At 54.0% G+C, this 20,895-nt stretch carries 18 protein-coding genes and 2 pseudogenes; 5 read left to right on the top strand and 15 right to left on the bottom strand.

Translation table 11 applies throughout. The features are described from left to right. Positions 1-11 precede the first annotated feature (11 nt). From ACLD72_RS19995 to ACLD72_RS19975, 5 genes are all read right to left on the bottom strand, one after another. Entirely contained in the window at positions 12-2,255 is a 2,244-nt protein-coding gene (locus ACLD72_RS19995) for a hypothetical protein (RefSeq protein WP_410997673.1), read from the bottom strand. A 987-nt stretch (positions 2,256-3,242) separates the two neighbouring features. Next, positions 3,243-3,713, bottom strand: a complete 471-nt coding sequence (locus ACLD72_RS19990) for a hypothetical protein (RefSeq protein ID WP_410997671.1) — start codon at positions 3,711-3,713, stop codon at positions 3,243-3,245. After that, a complete protein-coding gene (locus tag ACLD72_RS19985) occupies positions 3,710-4,966 on the bottom strand; it encodes a DNA polymerase IV (protein WP_410997669.1) in 1,257 nt (418 codons plus the stop codon). Before ACLD72_RS19985 ends, ACLD72_RS19990 begins: the two co-directional genes overlap by 4 nt. A gap of 500 nt (positions 4,967-5,466) precedes the next feature. Beyond that, a complete protein-coding gene (map, locus tag ACLD72_RS19980) occupies positions 5,467-6,213 on the bottom strand; it encodes a type I methionyl aminopeptidase (protein ID WP_410997667.1) in 747 nt (248 codons plus the stop codon). Beyond that, a complete protein-coding gene (locus ACLD72_RS19975) occupies positions 6,182-6,859 on the bottom strand; it encodes a TetR/AcrR family transcriptional regulator (protein ID WP_410997665.1) in 678 nt (225 codons plus the stop codon). Before ACLD72_RS19975 ends, map begins: the two co-directional genes overlap by 32 nt. 180 nt (positions 6,860-7,039) lie before the next feature. Here ACLD72_RS19975 and ACLD72_RS19970 point away from each other — a divergent pair, with 180 nt between their 5' ends. Together ACLD72_RS19970 and ACLD72_RS19965 are read left to right on the top strand one after the other, a co-directional pair. Continuing rightward, positions 7,040-7,399: a BlaI/MecI/CopY family transcriptional regulator gene (locus tag ACLD72_RS19970; RefSeq protein WP_251586738.1), complete on the top strand. Its 360-nt coding sequence runs from the start codon at positions 7,040-7,042 to the stop codon at positions 7,397-7,399. Between the two features lie 10 nt (positions 7,400-7,409). Next, the gene (locus ACLD72_RS19965) at positions 7,410-8,816 is read left to right on the top strand and encodes a M56 family metallopeptidase (RefSeq protein ID WP_410997663.1); all 1,407 of its coding nucleotides are present in this window, start codon (positions 7,410-7,412) and stop codon (positions 8,814-8,816) included. 207 nt (positions 8,817-9,023) lie between these two features. On the opposite strand, the gene ACLD72_RS19960 is transcribed toward ACLD72_RS19965, so the two are convergent. The 4 genes from ACLD72_RS19960 to murQ form a co-directional block, all read right to left on the bottom strand. Next, the gene (locus ACLD72_RS19960) at positions 9,024-9,254 is read right to left on the bottom strand and encodes a stage VI sporulation protein F (protein ID WP_251587234.1); all 231 of its coding nucleotides are present in this window, start codon (positions 9,252-9,254) and stop codon (positions 9,024-9,026) included. A gap of 168 nt (positions 9,255-9,422) precedes the next feature. Then, the gene (locus tag ACLD72_RS19955; RefSeq protein ID WP_251586742.1) at positions 9,423-10,277 is read right to left on the bottom strand and encodes a MurR/RpiR family transcriptional regulator; all 855 of its coding nucleotides are present in this window, start codon (positions 10,275-10,277) and stop codon (positions 9,423-9,425) included. Between the two features lie 96 nt (positions 10,278-10,373). Next, positions 10,374-11,825: a PTS transporter subunit EIIC gene (locus tag ACLD72_RS19950; protein ID WP_410997661.1), complete on the bottom strand. Its 1,452-nt coding sequence runs from the start codon at positions 11,823-11,825 to the stop codon at positions 10,374-10,376. Then, positions 11,812-12,735, bottom strand: coding sequence for an N-acetylmuramic acid 6-phosphate etherase (gene murQ / locus ACLD72_RS19945; RefSeq protein WP_410997659.1), 924 nt, complete (start codon positions 12,733-12,735; stop codon positions 11,812-11,814). The genes ACLD72_RS19950 and murQ overlap by 14 nt, the downstream gene beginning before the upstream one ends. 304 nt (positions 12,736-13,039) lie before the next feature. On the opposite strand from murQ, the pseudogene ACLD72_RS19940 reads away from it, so the two are divergent. Together ACLD72_RS19940 and ACLD72_RS19935 are read left to right on the top strand one after the other, a co-directional pair. After that, positions 13,040-13,114: pseudogene (locus tag ACLD72_RS19940) on the top strand (CAT RNA binding domain-containing protein); the annotation flags it as partial. Beyond that, positions 13,114-13,247 (top strand): annotated as a pseudogene (locus ACLD72_RS19935) (family 1 glycosylhydrolase); the annotation flags it as partial. The pseudogenes ACLD72_RS19940 and ACLD72_RS19935, both read left to right, overlap by 1 nt. A gap of 365 nt (positions 13,248-13,612) precedes the next feature. Here ACLD72_RS19935 and recG read toward each other — a convergent pair. The 3 genes from recG to ACLD72_RS19920 are packed head-to-tail and all read right to left on the bottom strand — an operon-like array spanning position 13,613 to position 18,407. Beyond that, positions 13,613-15,658, bottom strand: a complete 2,046-nt coding sequence (gene recG, locus ACLD72_RS19930; protein WP_410997655.1) for an ATP-dependent DNA helicase RecG — start codon at positions 15,656-15,658, stop codon at positions 13,613-13,615. A gap of 46 nt (positions 15,659-15,704) precedes the next feature. After that, the gene (locus ACLD72_RS19925) at positions 15,705-16,589 is read right to left on the bottom strand and encodes a DegV family protein (protein ID WP_410997653.1); all 885 of its coding nucleotides are present in this window, start codon (positions 16,587-16,589) and stop codon (positions 15,705-15,707) included. 48 nt (positions 16,590-16,637) lie between these two features. After that, positions 16,638-18,407 carry a DAK2 domain-containing protein gene (locus ACLD72_RS19920; protein WP_410997651.1) on the bottom strand — a complete coding sequence of 590 codons (1,770 nt, stop codon included), beginning with the start codon at positions 18,405-18,407 and terminating at the stop codon, positions 16,638-16,640. 301 nt (positions 18,408-18,708) lie between these two features. Here ACLD72_RS19920 and rpmB point away from each other — a divergent pair, with 301 nt between their 5' ends. Further along, positions 18,709-18,897, top strand: coding sequence for a 50S ribosomal protein L28 (gene rpmB / locus ACLD72_RS19915; RefSeq protein ID WP_009225259.1), 189 nt, complete (start codon positions 18,709-18,711; stop codon positions 18,895-18,897). A 187-nt stretch (positions 18,898-19,084) separates the two neighbouring features. On the opposite strand, the gene spoVM is transcribed toward rpmB, so the two are convergent. From spoVM to rsgA, 3 genes are all read right to left on the bottom strand, one after another. Next, positions 19,085-19,165, bottom strand: a complete 81-nt coding sequence (gene spoVM, locus ACLD72_RS19910) for a stage V sporulation protein SpoVM (protein WP_036621610.1) — start codon at positions 19,163-19,165, stop codon at positions 19,085-19,087. A 136-nt stretch (positions 19,166-19,301) separates the two neighbouring features. Next, complete coding sequence (gene rpe / locus ACLD72_RS19905) at positions 19,302-19,973, bottom strand: ribulose-phosphate 3-epimerase (RefSeq protein ID WP_251586754.1); 672 nt, start codon at positions 19,971-19,973, stop codon at positions 19,302-19,304. A 4-nt stretch (positions 19,974-19,977) separates the two neighbouring features. Next, on the bottom strand, positions 19,978-20,877 hold the full coding sequence (gene rsgA / locus ACLD72_RS19900; RefSeq protein ID WP_410997649.1) for a ribosome small subunit-dependent GTPase A: 900 nt from the start codon (positions 20,875-20,877) through the stop codon (positions 19,978-19,980). Positions 20,878-20,895: the final 18 nt, after the last annotated feature.

Genomic DNA, 20,895 nt, shown 5'->3' with positions numbered 1-20,895 from the left:
CCCTTTGCCTATCAATCCGGCAAACTTTTATAAAATGCCTGCAGCGCGTAATATCCGGATTTCAAGTGTTCGGTATATTTCACCGTTTCCCATGCGGGCCACACATATTTCGGATAGTTTTCCAGTTGAAGCACTCCTTGCCGGCTTCCGGACCCGGCGGTCCCTTTGCCCGTGCCGGAGCCTACAACCTGCCCGCTTGCGCGGTCCACGACCCACGGCACGAAGGTGATGCCGCTTGTCTTTGTCGTGCTGAAGGTCCGGTCCTTTTTCAAAGGCCCGTAATCAACCACCTGCAGCGAGCTGGGGTCGGCAAATCCGAGCAGCATCCAAGGGATGCGCAGCTCGATTTCTTTACCGCTGTATTGCCATGAAGTCAGCGAGTTGAAATCCTTGCTGCTCCGGTCCGACGTGCCGCGGGTCAGCTTCCCGACCGTCATATCCTGAAAAGGATGGGCCGTGCGGGTGTCCGGCGGCGTCATCGTCAGGCTGACCGCCAGCTTCCAGGGCTGGAACTTCACCTTTTCCTCCGCGGTCTGATCGTCCAGCATCCAATAGCCGTAGCGGCCGTAGAGCCGGCGGTGGAAATCGTAGCTGGGCGCGGTCAGCACCTCGGTTTCATTGTCGTTGCCGATCATGATGAGCCCTTCAAGCCCGTCGCTCAGCGTTTGGCCGGGGAGTTCGGCAACCGGCTGATCTCCGCCAGGCTGCGTATCCGTTCCGAGCGCGATTTGCCGCGTCTTCGGATCAACCGGCTCGCTTAGCGTAAGGCCCACGTAAACGTAAGCCTCGTCATGCGTCACCCTGAGCCTGTCGATGCCGGGTGCGGGCCGGTCCCAGGCCTGCACTTCCCCTTCCGGGAGCTGATCCCAATCGTCCAGCTTGCCGTCGATCGTGATCGCGTCTTCCTTGCCGGGGCCCATCGACGTGAGGCCGAACATTTTTTCGTTAGTCAGCACGTTCAGCCAATAAGCGCGGCGGTCCTCCGGAATTTCAAACCGCATCGTGTTCCACGTTTTCTTGAACCATTCATCCTGCCACATGAACAGAATCGCGCCGGCGTATCCGGTATCGTAAATATCCTTGGTCAGCGAGACGTCGATTTCTCCCTGCTCCTGCTCGTTATGCCCTCCCTGGTCGCGGCCGCCGCGGCCGAGATGGGATATGCCAAGCGAGGAAGGCACGCCGTATTCCGTGACCATGATGGGAATGTCCTTGTAATAAGCCTTAAGCTCCTGCAAATAGGCTTTATACGTGTTGTAATCGCCGTTCCCGTCCGGGATCGTTTCCAGCGTCTTGTCCAGATGGAAGAAGTCCGGATAATAGGGATACACGTGGTAGGCCGCAAAATATCCAGCCTCCCAGTTCAGCGGCTTGATGTGGGTCGCGTCGACGCTGGCCAAATCCTCTTCGAACAGCGGTTCCCCGGGATGCTCCAACACGTCGGTCGTCACCCAGTTGGTAAACGTCATCGGATGCTCCCATCCGTAAGTATGCTCCTGCCGGGCCGTATCGTCGACGAGTTCGGCCAGCCAGCTTTCAAAGGGACTGGCTTCCTGCGTCGCTCCGAAATATTGCCCTTGGTACGGCTTAACATCGGCATGCTTGCGGTTGGTGTTGTCCACCATCTCCGGATCCCATTCGGTGCCGATATGCCAAGCCATCAAATAGCGTCCGGCGTTCGCAGTGTATTTGCCGCCCGATGTGCCGGGCTGAACCGGGATGTTCAAATCCCCGTAGACGGCTTTGACCGCTTTTTCAATTTCTTTGTGAAAAGCTTCCTTAATCCCCGGAATATACGCGTCCTGCTGTTCGATCAACTGCTCCTCCGGGGACCAGATCCCCTGAATGAAGTACAGCGGATCGCCCTCTTTGTCGCGATTGTATTTCACAAGCGCCTTGTAGAACACCGGGTTGTGAACCGTATAAATGCGGATGACGTTGGCGCCCATGTCGTCGATTTGCTTGAACCAGCGCAAATAGTCCTCTTCGGTAAGCGGGAATTCCCCGGGAAAATGGCCGGGAACCGTCGCTCCCAAATTCACGCCTTTGACGAACATTTTCCGCCACTGGCCATCGCCTTCGTAGGCCATAAATTGATCCTTGGAGGTACGGAATGTAAGCTCCGTCCCATCCGAAGCCTTAAAGCTGTTAATAGGCGGCGGCAATTGCTGAAGCACCAGATAGATTCCCCCGGCGATCAGGATCGCCCCCAGCGCCAGCCAAACCGCCAGCCTTTTTCTCATTAGTCTTGTCATCGGATTTTGAGTTCTCACCTCGCCGTTTTTATAGTGCCGGTTCTATCGTCAGATTCCCAGCCAGTGTCTTAAGCATTTGTTCTCCCAGGCGTCAGCTTGATCCGACAATGATTTGCGGCCTTTTCTATGCAGGTGATGAACAGTATGGCCATCCACACCTCCCTCTCAAATTACTTCTATCATTAACCAAGTTGACCTCTCATGTAACTAGGCTGATGGAAGTATTTTACTTTGTAGGCCCGTCTGGGCCCGTTTTCCGGGATGCGGTTCGCCCCTTCCATTTTCCCTGCCGGACGATTCCGTCAATAATAGACGCGCAAAAAACTGCTAGGTTTCGGTCGATTTTTACACCGTTTTCCATAAAGGTTACAAAATTGATACCAAAGTCATATCTAAAAATCGCATATTGACGCGGTTTTTTGCAATTTCAGAAAATTACATGCCGTGTCAAAAAAAGATTCCCTGGTCCCAGGCTAGGCCTAGCGCTTTTTCGTGTTTCCCGGAAGCGAAACTTCGTCATGAACGAAGTCCTTGGCTGGTGACTTATTTCCTAAAAACTCGTACCTTTTCAGGGAATATTTTCTAAATAATTCCCGAAAATAAAACGCTTTCAAATGTTTTTTCGGATGTTTTTCACGTATGTTTTCAGTCTCAAGCGCCGCTCCCATTGGAAATATTCAATAGATTCTGCCAGAATCCCCCGTTCTACATGGCCCTGGGTGACAGGTTTGCACGGCCCTGAGAGTACGCCCTGATTGGAAATATTCCAATAGAATTGGAAATTGAGCGAAAAATACAGCGGCTTGATTGGAATATTTCCAGTAGATGAGGCTCGGCAGGCGCAAAACGGACGATTTGAGCGAATTCTATTGGATATTTTCCAATGAGACCTCCAAATCGTGTTCGATTTTCGACAATCTATTGGATTTTATCCAATGAGAGGTAGGGGGCCGACTGGCCCCGGGGGAGTTCTAGCGCTAAGAAGAGTTATTTTTCATTTGCAACTCGGTCAATGATTTCTTTAATATATTTTTTCAACCGGACACTGATTTCCGAACGCATAACATCACGAGTCATCCCAAAACGCTCCTCGTACCCTCGACACAGAAACCGGTGATACACGATCAAATCCGCATGTTCGTCACTGAAAATTTTTATGTTGCGTTTGGTCAATTCACGTTTTATATCACGCATGTCTTTGCTTATTTTGTTCATGATCGCTTGGCCAGTTGCTAGATAAAGCTGTTTTAAAAGGTTAGAGCTGCGCTCAATGTCATCTACGTTCTTTTGTACCATCGTGAGCATGTAAGGTAATAAAATGTAGTCGCGGATCATACTGAACTCCTCTATTGTGGGTCGAGACGTCTTTTTGGGGTCATTTCGACTTTCATATTGCTCTTGGTGCTCGGTGAGCAGCATCTTTGATTTCCACCGCTCATTACCGTCCAGTTTGCTCATTTGTAATGACCTCCTATCTGTTCCGCTCGTTCTCGTGCTACTCCGGCCGGTAATAAAGAGGATGCCCGCATAATAGCGGCGCTGCCAAATCGATCCTTAATTTTATCAGTCGCTCTTTCCAAACCGTAAGCTTTCTCCCGGTCCTCGAATAACGTAAGCTGATAGACGTTATCGTCCACCAACTGAGTGAGCGAAATATGCAGGTGGCTTACGGGCATACCATTCCAATATTTATGAAATATTCTGAGCGCTGCCGCCGCTACTTCGTGAGAAAGCGACGTAGGTTGCTGCAGCGTTACCTGCCGGCTAAACCCTGTAGACCGCTCCCCGTCAGTCTCCGCTGCACCCACTGTCACCACTTGGCCCATGTATCCATGTCTCCGGCTGCGGCGGCAGACCTCTACGACAAGCTCTAAAAGGACAACCTCAATATCTTCAAGCTTTCGATAAAGGCTGCTTCGCAGCGCCTTGCCATGGCTAATCGATTTCAATTTGTTGCGAATACTCGGCACGACCGGACTGGGATCGATGCCCCTCGCCGTCTGCCAATAGTACTCCGCTTGAATATCGCTTTGCTTTCCCATCTCCCTACGCATACGCCGTTTGAATTCGGGCAATTCCAACCGTGCTATGTCACCAATCGTATTTAATCCCATTCTCATAAAATGGCGGGACATCCTCGAAGCCACCATAAACATTTGGTGCACGGGCAGCGGCCACAAGGCAGATTCAATATTGTCAAAGCCAAGTCTGAAGATTCCTTCAGGCTTCTTTTTAGCGAAATTATCCGTGGCCATCTTGGCTAATATTTTTGTTGGTCCAATTCCGCAGCGAGTCCAAACTCCGGTCGACAGCAGCACACGAGATTGGATTTGTCTGGCGATTTCTTCCGGAGAACCAAAACATGCGGTTGAGCCGGTAATATCGAGAAATTGTTCGTCAATGCTGTAAGGTTCAACCTGATCAGTAAACGACTCGAAGATCTCAGTAATAAATAAGGATATGGTAATGTAGGTCCGCATTCTCGGTCGAATAACGTTTAAATCCGGGCATTTTGCCAGCGCCTCACCTACCCTTTCAGCCGTCGTCACCCCACGTGACTTGGCAACTGGGCAGGCTGCGAGAATGATACCTGACCGGCGCGCAGGATCGCCTACGGCTACCGGTTTATCTGTTAGCTCCGGATGAGCAGCCTTTTCGATAGAAGCGTAGAACGATTGGCCGTCGACCAGAAAAATCGTCCGTTCAGGCATAACTCTTCACCACCTGTTTGAGCGTTTCCGCCGTCGTCCCCCGTTCGGAAGGTTTCACGAGAACATCCCCTCTTTCGTCATGTCAATTCCTAGATAGTTATAGAGGCACCTACCTTCAGAACGTTTGTTCTTATCATATTCATAATACGAACAAATATTCGTGCATTCAACAGGTTTATGCTGGATAATTTGGCAGGATGACCGGCGCAAAAAAAGCCGCCTCCAAAAGCCTCTCGGACATTTTGGAAGCAGCTTCGTTTTCCCATTTTCGGGCGCTTTAAGTGTGAGTTCAAAAAGTCGGGTTTTCAGGACCAAAGCTAATGCTTACGATGTGCGTTTTTTCAAAACGCTTTAGGTCGGATGAAGCTAGGGACGAAAGGAGCGGAGCGTACGTTTTGGGTACGTGAGCAACGGAAGGCCCGGCTGAATTCAAGATTCGATGTCGAATCCGCTTCATGAATGACTTCGTCATGGAAAGACGACTTTTTGAACAACCTCTTTTATTGGGCAGTTAGAACAAGCGGCCCATCCGGTAAAACCGCGATCGTGTGTTCAAATTGAGCCGACAACTTGCCGTCGGCCGTGCGCGCCGTCCACCCGTCGTCATCGATCATAATCCGGAACGTCCCTTCATTGATCATCGGCTCCACCGTAAACACCATGCCTTCCTTGAGGCGGATGCCCTTGCCGGCGACGCCGATATGCTCATAGTTCGGCTCTTCATGCAGGTTCCGGCCGACACCGTGCCCCAGCAGATCGCGCACGACCGAAAACCCGTTGGCTTCCGCGTGCTTCTGGATCGCCGAAGTCACGTCGCCGAGACGGTTGCCGGGAAGCGCCTGAGCGATCCCGAGGTCCATGCATTCCTTCGTAACCTTCATCAGCTTCCCGGCTTCCGGGCTGATCTCGCCTACGGCGTAACACCAGCACGAATCTCCGAACCAGCCGTTGTATTCCACCACGATATCAAGCTTAAGCAGATCCCCGTCCTGCAGCGGGCGGTTCGAAGGAAAGCCGTGCGCCACCACATCATTGACCGAAGCGCATGTTTCCGCGGGGAAGCCGTTATAACCTTTCGTAAACTGCTTGCCGCCCAATTTGACGATCTGTCTGGCGACAAAATCGTTGATTTCCTGCGTCGTGATGCCCGGCTGAATCAGCTTCGCCACCTCGCGGTGGCACTCGGCTACGATTTGGTTCGCGGGCTTCATCTCTTCAATTTCTCTCGGCGATTTCAAAATAATCATTTTTTTCACTCCTTAAATGGACGATCTGCACAATATTTTCCGCATCCTGGCGCAGCGTTCCCCGGCGAAGCGAAAGCAAGGCGCAGCCTGCCAGCGCGGCCAGCAGCATTTCCGCCCGCCGCACCTGCTCCTCCGGGAGGCTACCGCCAAAAGGCCGCCGGCCAAGGGCAGCCCTGCCGCTGCCGGCCGGCACCCCCGGCCCGCCCGGTTCACCGCCGAGCGCAGCGGCAAACGGGAGCAGCACCTCCCGGCGAAAGGCGTCCGCCAGCGGCATTGCCCGGGCTTCGGGCAGAAGGCGAAAACCGTCCCCGGCAAGCTTGTAAAGCAGGTACAAGCCGCGATCATCCGCCCACTGCTCGAGCAGACGGACGACCAGGGCGCTTAAATGTTCACCGTGCCCGCCATCCGGCTCCTCCAGCCAGGCCCCGGCCCGCTCCATCGCCACCCACAGCACATCATGCAGCAAATCCCCTTTGTTGCTGTAGTAATGATATACCGTCCCGTAGCCGAGTCCGGCCTGCGCGGCGACATCGCGGATTTCCAGAGCCATCCCTTTATCCAAAAAAACATCGGCCGCCGCTTGGCGGATTTGCACCAGGCGGCGCAGCCGGATCTCTTCGTTTTGTTCTTTCGTCCGCGGAGTCATAACTAACTCGCAGCCTCCTCTCATTGTTTTAAATATCGTTCCCGTTTTTGTTTTGACCTACTCTCATGTCAATATAAAATAAAAGCAGGCAAATTGCAAGGGGCAGTCGCTTGACAAATCAAGACTATCACAGTAGTATAGATCTAAACTATTGCAATAGTCTGAAGGGAAGAACTGCGTATGGAAATAAAACTGTTTGATTCCGAACTGAAAGTGATGGAGGTTTTATGGAAGGAGGGCGATTTAACCGCCAAGCGGCTTAGCGAAATTTTGGCCGAACAGGTTGGGTGGAATAAGAATACCACCTACACCGTAATTAAAAAGTGTATCGCCAAAGGGGCGATCAAGCGGCTCGAACCCAACTTCTTGTGCCAGGCCGTCATTACCAAAGAGCAGGTGCAGGAACAGGAAACATCGGAATTGATCAACAAAGTGTTTGACGGCTCGGCCGATTTGCTGTTCGCCTCCCTCATCAACAGCAAAAAACTGTCCAAAGAAGAAATCGAAAGATTGAAGCAACTTGTCGACAAGTTGAAATGAGGTGTCCCCTATGGATGTTGTTCAAATGAGCCTGGCGGCGGCAGTCCTCATTATTGCCGTCGTGATCATCCGCGGGCTTGCCCTGCACAAGCTGCCCAAAAAGACGTTTCTCATCCTTTGGGGAGCGGTCGTTTGCCGCCTGCTCATCCCCTTTTCCGTTCCGTCGCGCTTCAGCTTTTTTTCCGGCGTGGAGACTTTGAAACGGATGTTTTCGGAACCGGCGGCTCTTCCCACGGTGACAGGAACAGCGGGGGCATACGATGTGGCCGGTATTACCGGGGCTTGGCATCCCCTCGGCGCGTCGGGCGTGCCCGGCGGCCAAGATGTATCAGCGGCGTCTTTTTCGCCAATATTGATCATTTGGCTGGCAGGCATGGGCGTCTTCGCATTATTTTTTATCGTGGCTTATGTGAAGTGTCTCAGGGAATTTCAAACTTCCTTGCCCGTCAAAAACGAGTTTATCGATGCTTGGCTGCGGGAACACTCGATGCGGCGGCAGGTGCGAATAAGGCAGTCCGATAAAATTAAAGCACCGTTGACCTATGGTGTTTTCCGGCCTGTGGTGCTCCTCCCCAAAACCACCGACTGGGCGGACGAGACAAGGCTGCGGTATATCCTTACCCATGAGATTGTGCATATCAAGAGGTTTGACGCCCTGACGAAATGGGTGCTGGCGGCCGCTTTGTGCGTGCACTGGTTCAATCCTTTGGTATGGGTGATGTATGTGCTCGCCAATCGCGATATGGAACTGGCCTGCGATGAAACGGTGGTGCGGACCTGCGGCGAAACGGGCAAATCCGCCTACGCGTTAACGCTGATCGAGATGGAGGAGAAGAATAGCAAGCTACCCCCTTTGTTCAACAACTTTAGTAAAAATGCGATAGAAGAAAGGATTATGGCGATTATGAAAATAAAAAAAATCACGGCGGTGGGAATAGCCACGGCACTGCTCCTCGTTGGGGGCACTTTAACCGCATTCGCGACCAGCGGCGTCAAGGCGGATCAAGACACGGCTTCGGTTGAAGCAGCGGAAAGCGGCAGCTTGTCCGGCGGCCTGACGGAACAGGAACAAGAAGCCCAGGACCGCAAAGCGATGGCTGAAGTGCTGAAGGTCTATGAACCTTTCGGCCTGACTTATGACGAAAAAAACGGCGAACTGTTTTTTCAAGGGGAAAAGGTACGCGACTTCTATGATGAACAGGCAGGGGTCGGCCAGTCCATGACGGATGGTTCCGTTGACCTGTATGCAGTCTATGAGCATGAAAAGCTGACCGGGGTACAAAAACGAAGCCAGGCAGAATTCGAGCGGAACACGGCCGAAAAAAAGACCATGCAAAAGGAATTCGACGCGTTAAGAAAAAAGTTGGGCATTCCGGACGGAGCCGATTTTGCCTACGAGGGAGAGTCGAATGGCTGACGCAAGCCGAAGCGGATAAAATTTTGCGCAAAGCAAATGCCCGGAAACAATCAATCATTACACAGACCGGGGCTTGCCGAGAACATCGGCAGGCCTTTTTTATGCGGCAGAAAAAGAAGGACCCCCGGTACCATCTCCATCCCCAGGGCCCTGCCATGCAAATTCGTAATCTCTGTCCATTTCCCTTACCGGTGATCGTTCCCGCGCCTACCGGAACATCCCCCACAGCCGCAGCAGGTGAAGTGTGTTGCGCGGATCGATTTTTTGGTCGATGACGAATTGCACCATCTGCTCCTCCTGCGTCCCGCTCAGGCGTTCGCCAAGCACGGAAGCTGCCGTTCGGACAAGCCTGCGCACCTTGGGACGATCCTGCAAATCCGCCCGGGTAAGGCCGTCGACCATCTGCTTGATCCGATCCTTGATTGCCGGATTTTTCATTTTCAGTTTGACCCGCTCCACCAGCTGCGGACTGATCCCATATTGATGATAACTGGGCACCGTTGACTAGCACCTCCTGTCCCGTCAATTCCGGACTTCAACCCTAATATATGACGGATAGGCTGTACATAGTTCAGAAAAAGCAGGAGCGGCCGCTCCCCCGGCTGTTCAGCTTTGTTTAAGAAACGCCGTCGCTTCATGAGTTTGTCCCAATTTGACGATCGTCTCCTCATATTGCGTTGATGCGTACGCAAAAAACAAAATATCGATCACCACCAGCTGAGCCAGCCGGGAGCCGTACGCCCCGCTGCGCAGCGTCGCTTCCGGCGCCTGCGGTGTATACAGCATCAAATCGGCCAGCTCGGAAACTTTGTGATTGCCGAAACGGGACAAGCCGATGGTGCGGACTCCATACTTTTGAGCAACCCGGAACAATTGCAGCACTTCCTTGGTGTTGCCGCTGTACGAAACACCCATAAACAACGTGCCTGGCGGAGCGCTGGCCAGTGCGGCGGCAATCAGATGCTCGTCCTGGAGAGCAAACGCCTGCTTGCCGACCCGCAGCCATTTTTGCGCGGCATCTGCCGCTACGATCGCCGAAGCTCCAACACCGTACATATGGATGACGGGAGCTTTCCGAAAGCTGTCCACCACCTGTTCGATCAACTGCGGCTGCAGGTGAAGCATCGTGTCTTGAATGGCTTGGACACTGTTGGAGAGCGTTTTTTGAATAATATTTTGAATCGTCTCGCCCTGCTCAATATCGTAATAGCCAGGTTTTTGCGTTTTGGCATTGTCCACGGACAACCGTATCTTCAAATCGGGAAATCCGGTCAGCCCCAGCGAACGGCACAGCCGGGTAATCGCCGCCGCGCTGGTCCCCGCTTTATCGGCCAGCGCATGGATGCTCAGGCCGGAGACTTCCGTTGAAGCGGCCAAAATATATAACGCCGCTTTTCTTTCCGATTCGGGCAACTGCCCCAGTACCGCCTCCATTTGCGTAAGTATGCTTCCTGTCGTCACTTGCCTGCCCCTTTCGTTTCCCATCCGTTTTCCATATGCAAAAGAAACGCGGCGGCCCGGCAAATATCCGCCAACGTTTCTTTCCGGTTGCTTTTATTATCTATTATGCTCCAGAAGCATCTGCTTTGTAAAACCGAAGAAATAAGTGAGCAGGAAGCCGGCAATGTAAGAAACGATTAACCCGAGCAAATAACCGAGTATCGTCATGCCAATCCCCAGCGGGCCTTGAATCAGCGGGATCAGCACAAGGCCGGAAGGACCGATCGCCACCGAACCGACGAAATTTCCCGTCATTGCAAACAAACCGAGCACCGCGCCGCCAAAACCGCCGCCAAGGCAGGCGGTCACAAACGGCCGTCCTAAAGGAAGGCTTACCCCGTAGATGAGCGGCTCGCCGATGCCAAGGAAGCCAACGGGCAGCGCACCCTTGATCATATTACGCATTCGTGTGTTAGCTTTCAGCTTGATGTAGGTCGCGATAGCCGATCCGACCTGTCCCGCTCCCGCCATCGCCAGGATCGGCAGCAATGCCGTATATCCCACCTGGGAAATCAATTCGGCGTGGATCGGGATCAGCGCCTGGTGCAAGCCGAACATGACCAGCGGCAGGAAAAGCGATGCCAGCACGAATCCGGAAAGCGGTCCGCCGTGCGCCAGCAGCCAGGTGGTTGCCTGCCCGATGCCTTGGGAAATGATGCCGCTGACCGGCATCAGGAAAAACACCGTGATTAAACCAACGACAATAAGCGAAATGGTAGGAGTAACGATGATATCGATGGAGGCAGGCATCCGCTTGCGAAGCCATTTTTCCATGACCGAAATTAAACCTGCTGCCAGAATCGCCCCGATAATTCCCCCTTGCCCCGCGTTGAGCTTGATTTCGCCGAAGAAGGGATAGCTATACGAAATATTGGCCACCGCCGGCGCCACGATAATCGCCGCCACCGCGCCGCCGAGCGCGGGTGTGCCGCCAAATTCCTTGGCTGCGTTGATCCCGGCGAAGATCGTCAAATACCCGAAAAATGCCGAACCGATCACGCTCAAAATCGGCTGCAAAGTAACCAGCCAGGCCGCGTCGTTGCCGGAGGTGATCAGGTTGTTCATCAAACCTGCGATCCCGTTGATAATCCCCGCACCCACCAAAGCCGGAATCAAAGGAATAAAGATATTGCCGATTTTCCGCAAAAAGTTTTTAAGCGGCGTGTTGTTTTTCCGTTTGAGCTCCGCCTTAATGTCAGAGCCTTCCCGAAGAGGAGCCGTCTTGTCTCCCGAAGGAGAGCTCACTTTGGCATCCTCCCCGGCTTGCAGAAGTTTGCCGAAATCCTCCGCCACCTTATTGACCACACCCGGTCCGAGGATAATTTGATAGGTCTCGTCGTCGACCACGCCGAGCACCCCTTCGATTTGTTTCAATCCAGCCTCGTCGATTCGGCTGCGGTCCACGACTGAAACGCGCAGCCGGGTCATGCAGTTGGTAAATTGCTCCACATTGCCGGAACCGCCGATGGATTCCAAAATCCGTTTTGCCATCACTTCAAATTTGCTCATCGGTTTGCCCCTCCTTACCCGTATTCTTTACCGCCTGACCGATAAAACCTTGGCTCAGCTCCAATTGTTTCAGCGCTTCCGCATACGTACACCCTGTCAGGATCATCAGTATCGCCGGCTTCGGCTTCCCTTCAGCGAGGAGCAGGGCATTTTCGGCGGTTTGGGCATCGCACGCGGTCGCCTCCATCACGATCCGCTTGGCCCGTTCCGCCAGTTTTTCGTTGGTCGGCTGCACATCAACCATCAAATTGCCGTAAACCTTGCCCATGCCGATCATCGTAGCCGTAGACAGCATATTGCAGACCAGCTTCTGCGAGGTTCCCGCCTTTAACCGTGTCGACCCGGTCAGCACTTCGGGACCGTTCTCAATTTCGATGGCAATGTCGGCTCTTGAGCTGATCGCCGCGTTTTTGTTGCAACTGATGCTGATCGTCGTTGCGCCGGCCCGCTTGGCGTATTCCAGCCCGCCGATCACGTAAGGCGTTCGGCCGCTGGCGGCCAAGCCGACGACCGCGTCGTTTGCGGTGAGGTTAAGGTTTTGCAAATCGGCCGCACCAAGCTCGGCCCGGTCCTCCGCCCCCTCCACCGCTTTGATAAACGCGTTGCTTCCGCCGGCGATGAGCCCAACCACCTGCTCGGGAGGAGTGCCGAAGGTCGGCGGACATTCCACCGCGTCAAGCAGACCAATTCGTCCGCTCGTCCCTGCTCCCATATAGATCAAGCGGCCACCGCGCCGCAGTGCGTCCGTAATGGCCGTAACCGCTTTGGCAATTTGGGGAATTTCTTTTTTTACCGCCCCCGCCACTTTCGCGTCTTCTTCATTCATCACCGTAAGCAATTCGGCAACGCTCATTTCGTCCAAACGCATCGTTCGTTCGTTTCTTGCTTCAGTAGTCAGATTTTCCAGCATGTGAAACTCTCCTTTGATGTATATGATTCAAGCTGTGTAACCGTTTACGATTTGATTATAATCCATCTAATATAATATTTCAATTATATTTTTATTGTATGAAATAAAATTTCATTATAAGCATCATAAACGTGATCTGCCAGGATAAGAGCCGAGTTTCATAGTCCGGGAATCGCAAAACAGCCGGGAATTTTCTCTATTGTGCTGGCCGCGGAGATTATGCTATGTTAGGTTATAAAATTTGGGTCCGATGAAACAATGTTCATAGGCATGGATATAGACAGAAGGGGTGAGCAGTACGATCATGATTATCCGGCAAATTCTTAACAACAACGTGATTCGTGGCGAAGACCAGGTCGGTCATGAGTTTGTGGTGATCAGGGATCGAGCAAACGTTATAGGTTTATTTATGTGGATCGCGACGAGTTCGATCTCAAAGAATTGCGCAGAATCCGCAAGCAAGTTTTTACTGGTATCAGCAACTGATTCAAAGTAATGAAGAAGCTCGTTAAATTTTAAAAGGACCGCCCGGCGAATCGCCGGACGGTCCTTTTAGGGCAAACTTATATGCGGGCCCATGGGCATGGGAACGAACAACTACGCCTATCTTGCCAGAAATAACGGTAAATGGTGGCGTTATTTCTGTGATCTGGCCCCTTACTCGCAAAATAGAGGAACTTTTTGGTCTTATTTTCTCCCCATACCTGAAAAAAGCACCATTTTTCCTGCATTCTCCAAAAATAGAGGTAAAAATTCCCTTTATTTCGACTAAACCTCTTTCTTCCCGTAAATAGAGCCCTTTTTTACCGTTATTTCCACAGACCTCCGCAATAGGACAGCCTGCTCCCTTCCTGCATCCTGAAGAAAGATACGGCGGCTAATCGATCAACTCGCCCTGAAAAACCTGCTCCCGCCGCAAATAATCCCGCAGCGCCCCATACTCCGGCGACGTCCAGAAGGACGCCTCCGCCACCAGCCGGGCGGCATCGTCCCGCGCCGCCTCCAGCACCGCATAATCGCTGACCATGTCCGCAATGCGGAAATCCGGCACCCCGCTTTGCTTGGTGCCGAAAAAATCCCCGGGACCGCGCAGCTCCAGATCCCGCCGGGCCACTTCGAAGCCGTCGTCCGTATCGGTCATGACCTTCATCCGTTCCTGACCGACCTCCGACTTCGGATCGGCGATGAGCACGCAATACGACGCGTGCTCGCCCCGGCCCACCCGCCCGCGCAGCTGGTGCAGCTGCGACAGGCCAAACCGGTCGGCGTCCATCACAATCATCAGCGTCGCGTTTGGCACATCGACGCCGACCTCGACCACGGTCGTCGACACCAATAGTTGCACCTCGTTTTCGTAAAACGCCCGCATCACCTCGTCCTTTTCCGCCGCCGTCATCCGCCCGTGCAGCAGGCCGACCCGGAAGTCCGGGAAAGCCTGCTGCATCGACACGTACAAATCGATCGCATTTTGCACGTCAAGCTTGTCCGATTCCTCGATCAGCGGACAGATTACGTATGCCTGCCGGCCTTGCGACACCTCCCGCGAAATAAAGCCGAGCACGCGGTCCATCATGTCGTGCTTCACCCAGTAGGTGGAGATCGGCTTACGTCCCTTCGGCCGCTCTGACAACGTCGAGACGTCCATGTCCCCAAAGGCGGTAATCGCCAGCGTGCGCGGGATCGGCGTCGCCGTCATCGTCAGCACATCGGGATTAAAGCCTTTGCGCCGCAAAATGCTGCGCTGGTTAACGCCAAAGCGGTGCTGCTCGTCGGTGACGACGAGACTCAGCGAGCGAAAAAACACGTCCTCCTGAATCAACGCGTGTGTCCCGACAACGATATCGATCAGCCCCATTTGCAGCGAGGCCAGCAGATCCTTGCGCTTGCGCCCCGTCAAGCTGCCGGTCAACAGACCAACCGTAATGCCGAACGGCTCAAACAGCCTCGTTAAAGAACGCAGATGCTGCTCCGCCAAAATTTCGGTCGGAACCATAAAGGCTCCCTGATTTCCCGACTTTACCGCCGCAAACAAGGCGATCGCCGCGATGACAGTTTTGCCCGAGCCGACGTCCCCCTGCAGCAGCCGGTTCATGCAGTACGGAGAACGCATGTCGCGCAAAATTTCCAGCTCCACCTTCTTCTGCGCATCCGTCAGCTCAAACGGCAGGCTGCGGACGAATTCCCGCACCGTGGCGTTGTCCACGGCATGCGCCACGCCGTCCATCCGCTCATGGTTCATCGCCCGGTACGCCTGCAGCTTCAGCTGAAACAGAAACAGCTCCTCATACACCATGCGGCTGCGGGCCTGCTGCCCCTCCTCGTTGTCCTGCGGCTGATGAATACGCTGAACCGCGAACTTACGGGGCATCAGGTCATATTTGCGCAGCAGCTCCTGCGGCAAAATTTCCGGGATCAGCTCCCCGTATTGCTGCAGCGCCTGTCCGATCGACTTGCGCATCCACGCCTGCGTGATTTTCCCGCCGACCGAATAAACCGGCTGCAGGCTGCCGCTGCGCAGCGTCCCGCGATCCGGGAATTCCGATTCCGTTACGGTCAATTGGCTGCGGCGCATATCCCATTTTCCTGTCAAAATAATTTCCCGGCCGCTCGTCAGCTGATCCTTCAAAAAATGACGATTGAACCAGGTCGCCGTAAACATCCAGTCCTCCGCGACCATTTTGCACGTTAACCGCGACTTGCGGCCATACCGCTGCAGAACGGGGACGCCCATGATTTTCGCCTGAACCGTCACTTTGTCTCCGTCCTTTACCTCCGTAAGGGAGCGGAGCCGGTAATCCTCGTACCGGAACGGATAATATTCAATTAAATCATTCACCGTAAAGATGCCAAAGGCGTGAAGCTCCTCCTGTTTAAGAGCGCTCACGCCGCTGACTTGCTTTACGGGAATTTCATGCAAATCCATATTGAAATCCCTCGCTTTACACACCCCATTGAACCCTTGGCGGAAACTACTTGGCGGTTCCGGAAGCCGGCCACATAAATACGGCCAGAATACCGGGCCCCACATGCGTGCCCACCACGGCGCCGATGCTCGTGCGGACCACCTCGTGCAGCGTAAAATGCTGCGACAGCAGGTTCAGCATTTCCGCCGCACCTTCCGGATTTACGCCATCGCACACCGCCACGTTCAAATCTTTGCTCTCGCCAAAATCGTTCACAAACAGCTCGATCACGCGGGACAGCGCCTTTTTCCGGCCCCGGGCCCGATCGACGGCATAAATGACGCCTTCCCGGTCCACCGACAAAATCGGCTTGATATTGAGCAAATTCCCCAAAATCGCCGCCGCTTTACCGATTCGGCCGCCTTTTTGCAAATACTCCAGCGTATCGACGAGAAAATAGAGCCGGCGTTCCTGGCCCAAACGCTCCACTTCTTCACGAATCCGTTCCACCGTCGCCCCTTGCCCCGCCAGCCTGGCCGCATGAACGACCTGCAGCCCAAACCCGTAGGATGCGCAGAGGGAGTCGATGACGGTAATGCCGGACTCTTGACCCAGCTCCTCCTCAATCATCTCCTTGGCGAGCCGCGCCGATTGGTATGTACCGCTCATGCCGGAGGAGATATGGATCGAGATGATCGGCGCGCCGGGATGGGCATCCAGCAGGCCTCGGTATACTTCCGCATACTGGGAAGGCGAAGTTTGCGAAGTTGTCGGCAACTCGCGCGACTTCGTCAGTTTATCGTAAAACTGTTCCGCAGTAATATCGACGCCTTCAATAAAAGATTGATCGCCAAAGGCCAGCCGCATCGGCACGATATGGATGCCGTATTCCGAGGCGATACTCTGCGGAATATCCGCTGTGCTGTCCGCCACAATAACAGCCTGCCGCATAGGTATCTCCCCCCCTTTCCTCTATCGTCCGTTTCCTTTCCGAACCCGTCAGGATTCCACCGAAAACAGATAGTAGTAGATCGGTTGACCGCCGGAGTGAACCTCGACTTCGACATCCGGATACTTGTCTTGCAGCCAGGACACGAGCCGGTCCGTCATTTCTTCCTCGGCTTCCTCGCCCGCCAGGACGGTGACGATTTCATCGCCGCCGGCCAGCATTTTGTCCAGCAGCCCCTGACAGGTTTCGAACAGTCCCTCTTCCGTAGCCACGATTTTCGCATCCGCAATCCCGATGTAATGTCCGGCCGTAATTTTCAAATCGTCGAACATCGTGTCCCGGACAGCGTACGTCACCTGCCCGGTCTTTACATGCTGCACTGCGTTCAGCATATTCGACTCGTTGACTTCCACGCTCTCCTCTTCTTGGAAAGCGAACGCCGCCGCAATGCCCTGCGGAATGCTTTTGCTCGGAACGACGATGACGCTGCGTTCCCCTTCAAGCAGATCGCGGGCCTGCTGCGCCGCTAAAATAATGTTCGAATTGTTCGGAAGCACGAACACATGCTGGGCCGAAATGGACTCGATCGCTTTCACGAAGTCCTCCGTGCTTGGATTCATCGTCTGCCCGCCGGACAAAACGACGTCGACGCCCAGACTGGTAAAAATATCGGCAATGCCTTGCCCTGAAGCGACGGCGATAAATCCGTAAGGCGCCAGTTCATCGGCCGGCAATTCTGCAGGGTCCGCCGGCCGGGCCGTTTCCGCCGGAATGTCGGCGAACAGCTCCGGCATCGGAGCGGCATCCATGCCCGCGGTCAGCAATTCGCGATGCTGCTCGCGCATATTCAAAATATGAATTTGCGTAATTTCACCGTACTGCAGCGCCAAATTCAGCACATCGCCCGGCGTTTTGGAATGGACATGCACCTTGATGATTTCGTCGTCAGCGATCACGATAATGGAATCCCCATTAAGTGACAGCGCTTTCCGGAACTGTTCCTCGTCAAAAATAGCCCCCTGCACGCCGCCAAGCTTACGATTGATAAAAAATTCCATGTCATATAAGAACTCGATATCCTCGGTTTCCAGCTTGGCTTGGGCCGAAACGGGCGCGTGCACCGCAGCCGCCGGAGCAGGCTGGCGGATTTCGGGAGCCGCGGCCTTAAGCGGGGCTTGTCCTTGCCATGCTTCAGCACCGCCTTCGCCGGACAGCCACTCCATAAAGCCTTCATAAATATACACAAGTCCTTGACCGCCTGAATCGACGACGCCAACCTGTTTCAGCACCGGCAACAATTCAGGGGTTCCAGCGAGAGCTTCCTTGGCTTTGGCCAGCACCTCGCCCATGAGTTCCGTGATATCATGAGTTCTTCTTGCGTAAAAAACCGCGTGTTTGGCCGCTTCCTTCGCCACCGTCAGAATCGTTCCTTCCACCGGCTTCACTACCGCTTTATAAGCCGTCTCCACGCCGCTCTGCAGGGCGGAGGCGAATTGAATCGTATTAAGCTCCTCCAACGAGGCGACATGGCGGCTGAAACCGCGGAACAATTGGGACAAGATAACGCCGGAGTTCCCGCGGGCGCCCATGAGCAAACCTTTGGACAAGGTTCCCGCTCTGCTGCCGACCCCCCCCGTTCCGTTATGCTGCAATTCGGTTACGCCAGCCGTCATCGTCAAATTCATATTCGTACCGGTGTCCCCGTCGGGAACCGGGAATACATTCAGGGAATTGACGTGCTCCGCATGCTCCGACAGCCGCTTTGCACCGGCTAACACCATGGCGGTAAAATCAGTTCCATTTAAAGAACGCTTACTCAATGAGAATTCCCCTTCCTAGCTTGATCCACGTACGCTTGGACTGCGGGTAATCACTTACAACGGCCATGATCCGGCCGGCCCCGGGTCCAACAATCTCGCAAAAGCAACAATATAAAAGATGATGAAATTATTATGGACTAAACCATATTGTACTATAAGAACACGTAGAAATAAACTTTAACGATCTGTTGACGCAGCTTTTTTTGCTGTGATATTATATATAAGTATTGTTTTATGCGGTCCATGAGAAATCAAACCGTTATTTTCAAGACAGGTGTACCTGGAACAGGAGGTGTAATGAATGGCTCGCAAATGTTATGTTACTGGCAAAAAGCCAGGCAGCGGTAACCATGTATCTCACGCAAACAATCGCAATCGGCGCTCTTGGGGCGTAAACGTGCAAAAGGTCCGGATCTTGGTAGACGGTAAACCAAAGCGCGTATACGTCAGCACTCGGGCTTTGAAATCCGGTAAAGTGACCCGCGTGTAATGTCGGGACGAGACATATAGACAAAAAGCACCTTTTTTATGGAGGTGCTTTTTTCATGCGCTTTTTTGCCCTGAAGTCTTGGGGAAATACCGGTCGAAGCCATCAGCCAAAGGGCCCTTTCGTGAATGGCAGGCGGGAACCGCTAGGGGCGGGCCCTTCGCTCCTCTGGCGCCCTGCAAGCCGTCCTCTAGTTTTTGTGAAACGTATTTAGAACGGCTTTAACGAATCCTCCCAAAAACTTAGGCAGCTTGAATGTGTAAAATTTCATCGTTCACCCTCCCCATCGTGCTCATGCTCACCCATATTCTATGTTCGATTTCATTCACCCGTGTATTCCCGCCACAAAAAAAAGGTTACATGAGAACCCTGCTCATGTAACCCATTGTATGCGCATCTTTTGGCGCCTATGCCAAACCGGCCAGGCTCTCGCGGATTTCTCCGATCGCCGCCCGGCGGTCGGCCCGGCCAAACACGGCGTTGCCGGCGACGAGCACATCCGCCCCCGCTTCCACGACGAGCGGCGCCGTCGCGGCGGAGATGCCCCCATCCACCTCAATCCGCAAATCCGTCAAGCCGAGTTCGTTTTTCCATGCTTTCAGCTCGCGGATTTTGCGCAGTGTTCCCGGAATGAACGCCTGCCCGCCAAAGCCCGGATTCACGGTCATCACCAGCACGAGATCAACGTCTTCCAGCACCTCGCGGACCACCGAAGCCGGCGTGGCCGGATTGATCGCTACCCCCGCCTTGACGCCCTGCTCTTTGATCAGGTGCAGCACGCGGTGCAGATGAACGCAGGCCTCGGCATGAACGGTAATGAGGTGAGCGCCCGCCCCCGCAAACGCGGGAACGTATTCCTCCGGCTTCTCGATCATTAAATGGACGTCCAGCGGCAGCTTCGTGAGCGGCGCGATCGCCCCCATGACGAGCGGGCCAAACGTCAGATTCGGGACGAAATGGCCGTCCATCACGTCGACATGCAGCCAGTCGGCTCCCCCGCGCTCCACGTCGGCGACTTCTTCACCCAGCTTAGCGAAATCCGCCGACAGGATCGACGGCGCAATGTAAATTGGATTCATGCGGCTAATACCTCCGTTTTTTCTCTTTCATTTCTTCCTGGAACTGCACGTAATGTTCGTAGCGGCTTGGAGCAATGTCTCCCCGGTCCGCCGCTTCCCTGACCTTGCAGCCGGGCTCGTGCAGATGACTGCAGCCGCGGAATTTGCACGCTTCGGCGTAGTCCGCAAACTCGCGGAAACAGCCGGACAGCTCTTCAACGCCGAGCTCGAGGAAGTCGAGCTGGCTGAAGCCCGGCGTATCGGCCACGTATCCGCCGTTTTCCAGTTCAATCAGCTCCACATGGCGTGTCGTATGGCGGCCGCGGCCCAGCTTCAGGCTGATTTCGCTCGTTTCCAGCGAAAGCCCCAACATCGCGTTCAGCAGCGACGATTTGCCGACGCCCGACTGCCCGGAGAACACGCTGATCTCGCCGGCGAGCAGCGATTTGACCGCCTCCGTTCCCGCCCCGGTGATGGAGCTTGTGACGACTACCTCATAGCCGATCGACCGGTAAAGCTCTTGAACCCGGAGGATGCCCTCCGAAGTGTCCTCCTCTTCGTGCAGCAAATCCCCTTTGGTCAGGCAAATGAGCGTCTTAAGACCGGCATGCTCGATATGCACCAGGAACTTGTCCAAAAGCGGCAAATTGAGGTCCGGCTCCCGCAAGGAAAAGAGCAGCACCGCCAGCTTGGCGTTGGCGATCGGCGGACGAATCAGCTCCGTCTCGCGCGGCAAAATTTCGTCCACCGTGCCCTCTCCGTTTTCCGTCGGGGAATAAATAACGCGATCCCCGACGAGCGGAGTAACTCCCTTTTTTTTAAATATGCCCCGGCCCCGGCACTGCACGTAACTTTCCGAAGCCGCCTGGGCGGGCTTCACGTAATAATATCCGCTTAATGCCTTCACGATTAAGCCTTCCGGCATAAATGCAGGCCCTCGCTT

This window comes from Paenibacillus lacisediminis (assembly GCF_046567315.2).
This window is presented reverse-complemented; position numbering and strand designations above follow the sequence as displayed.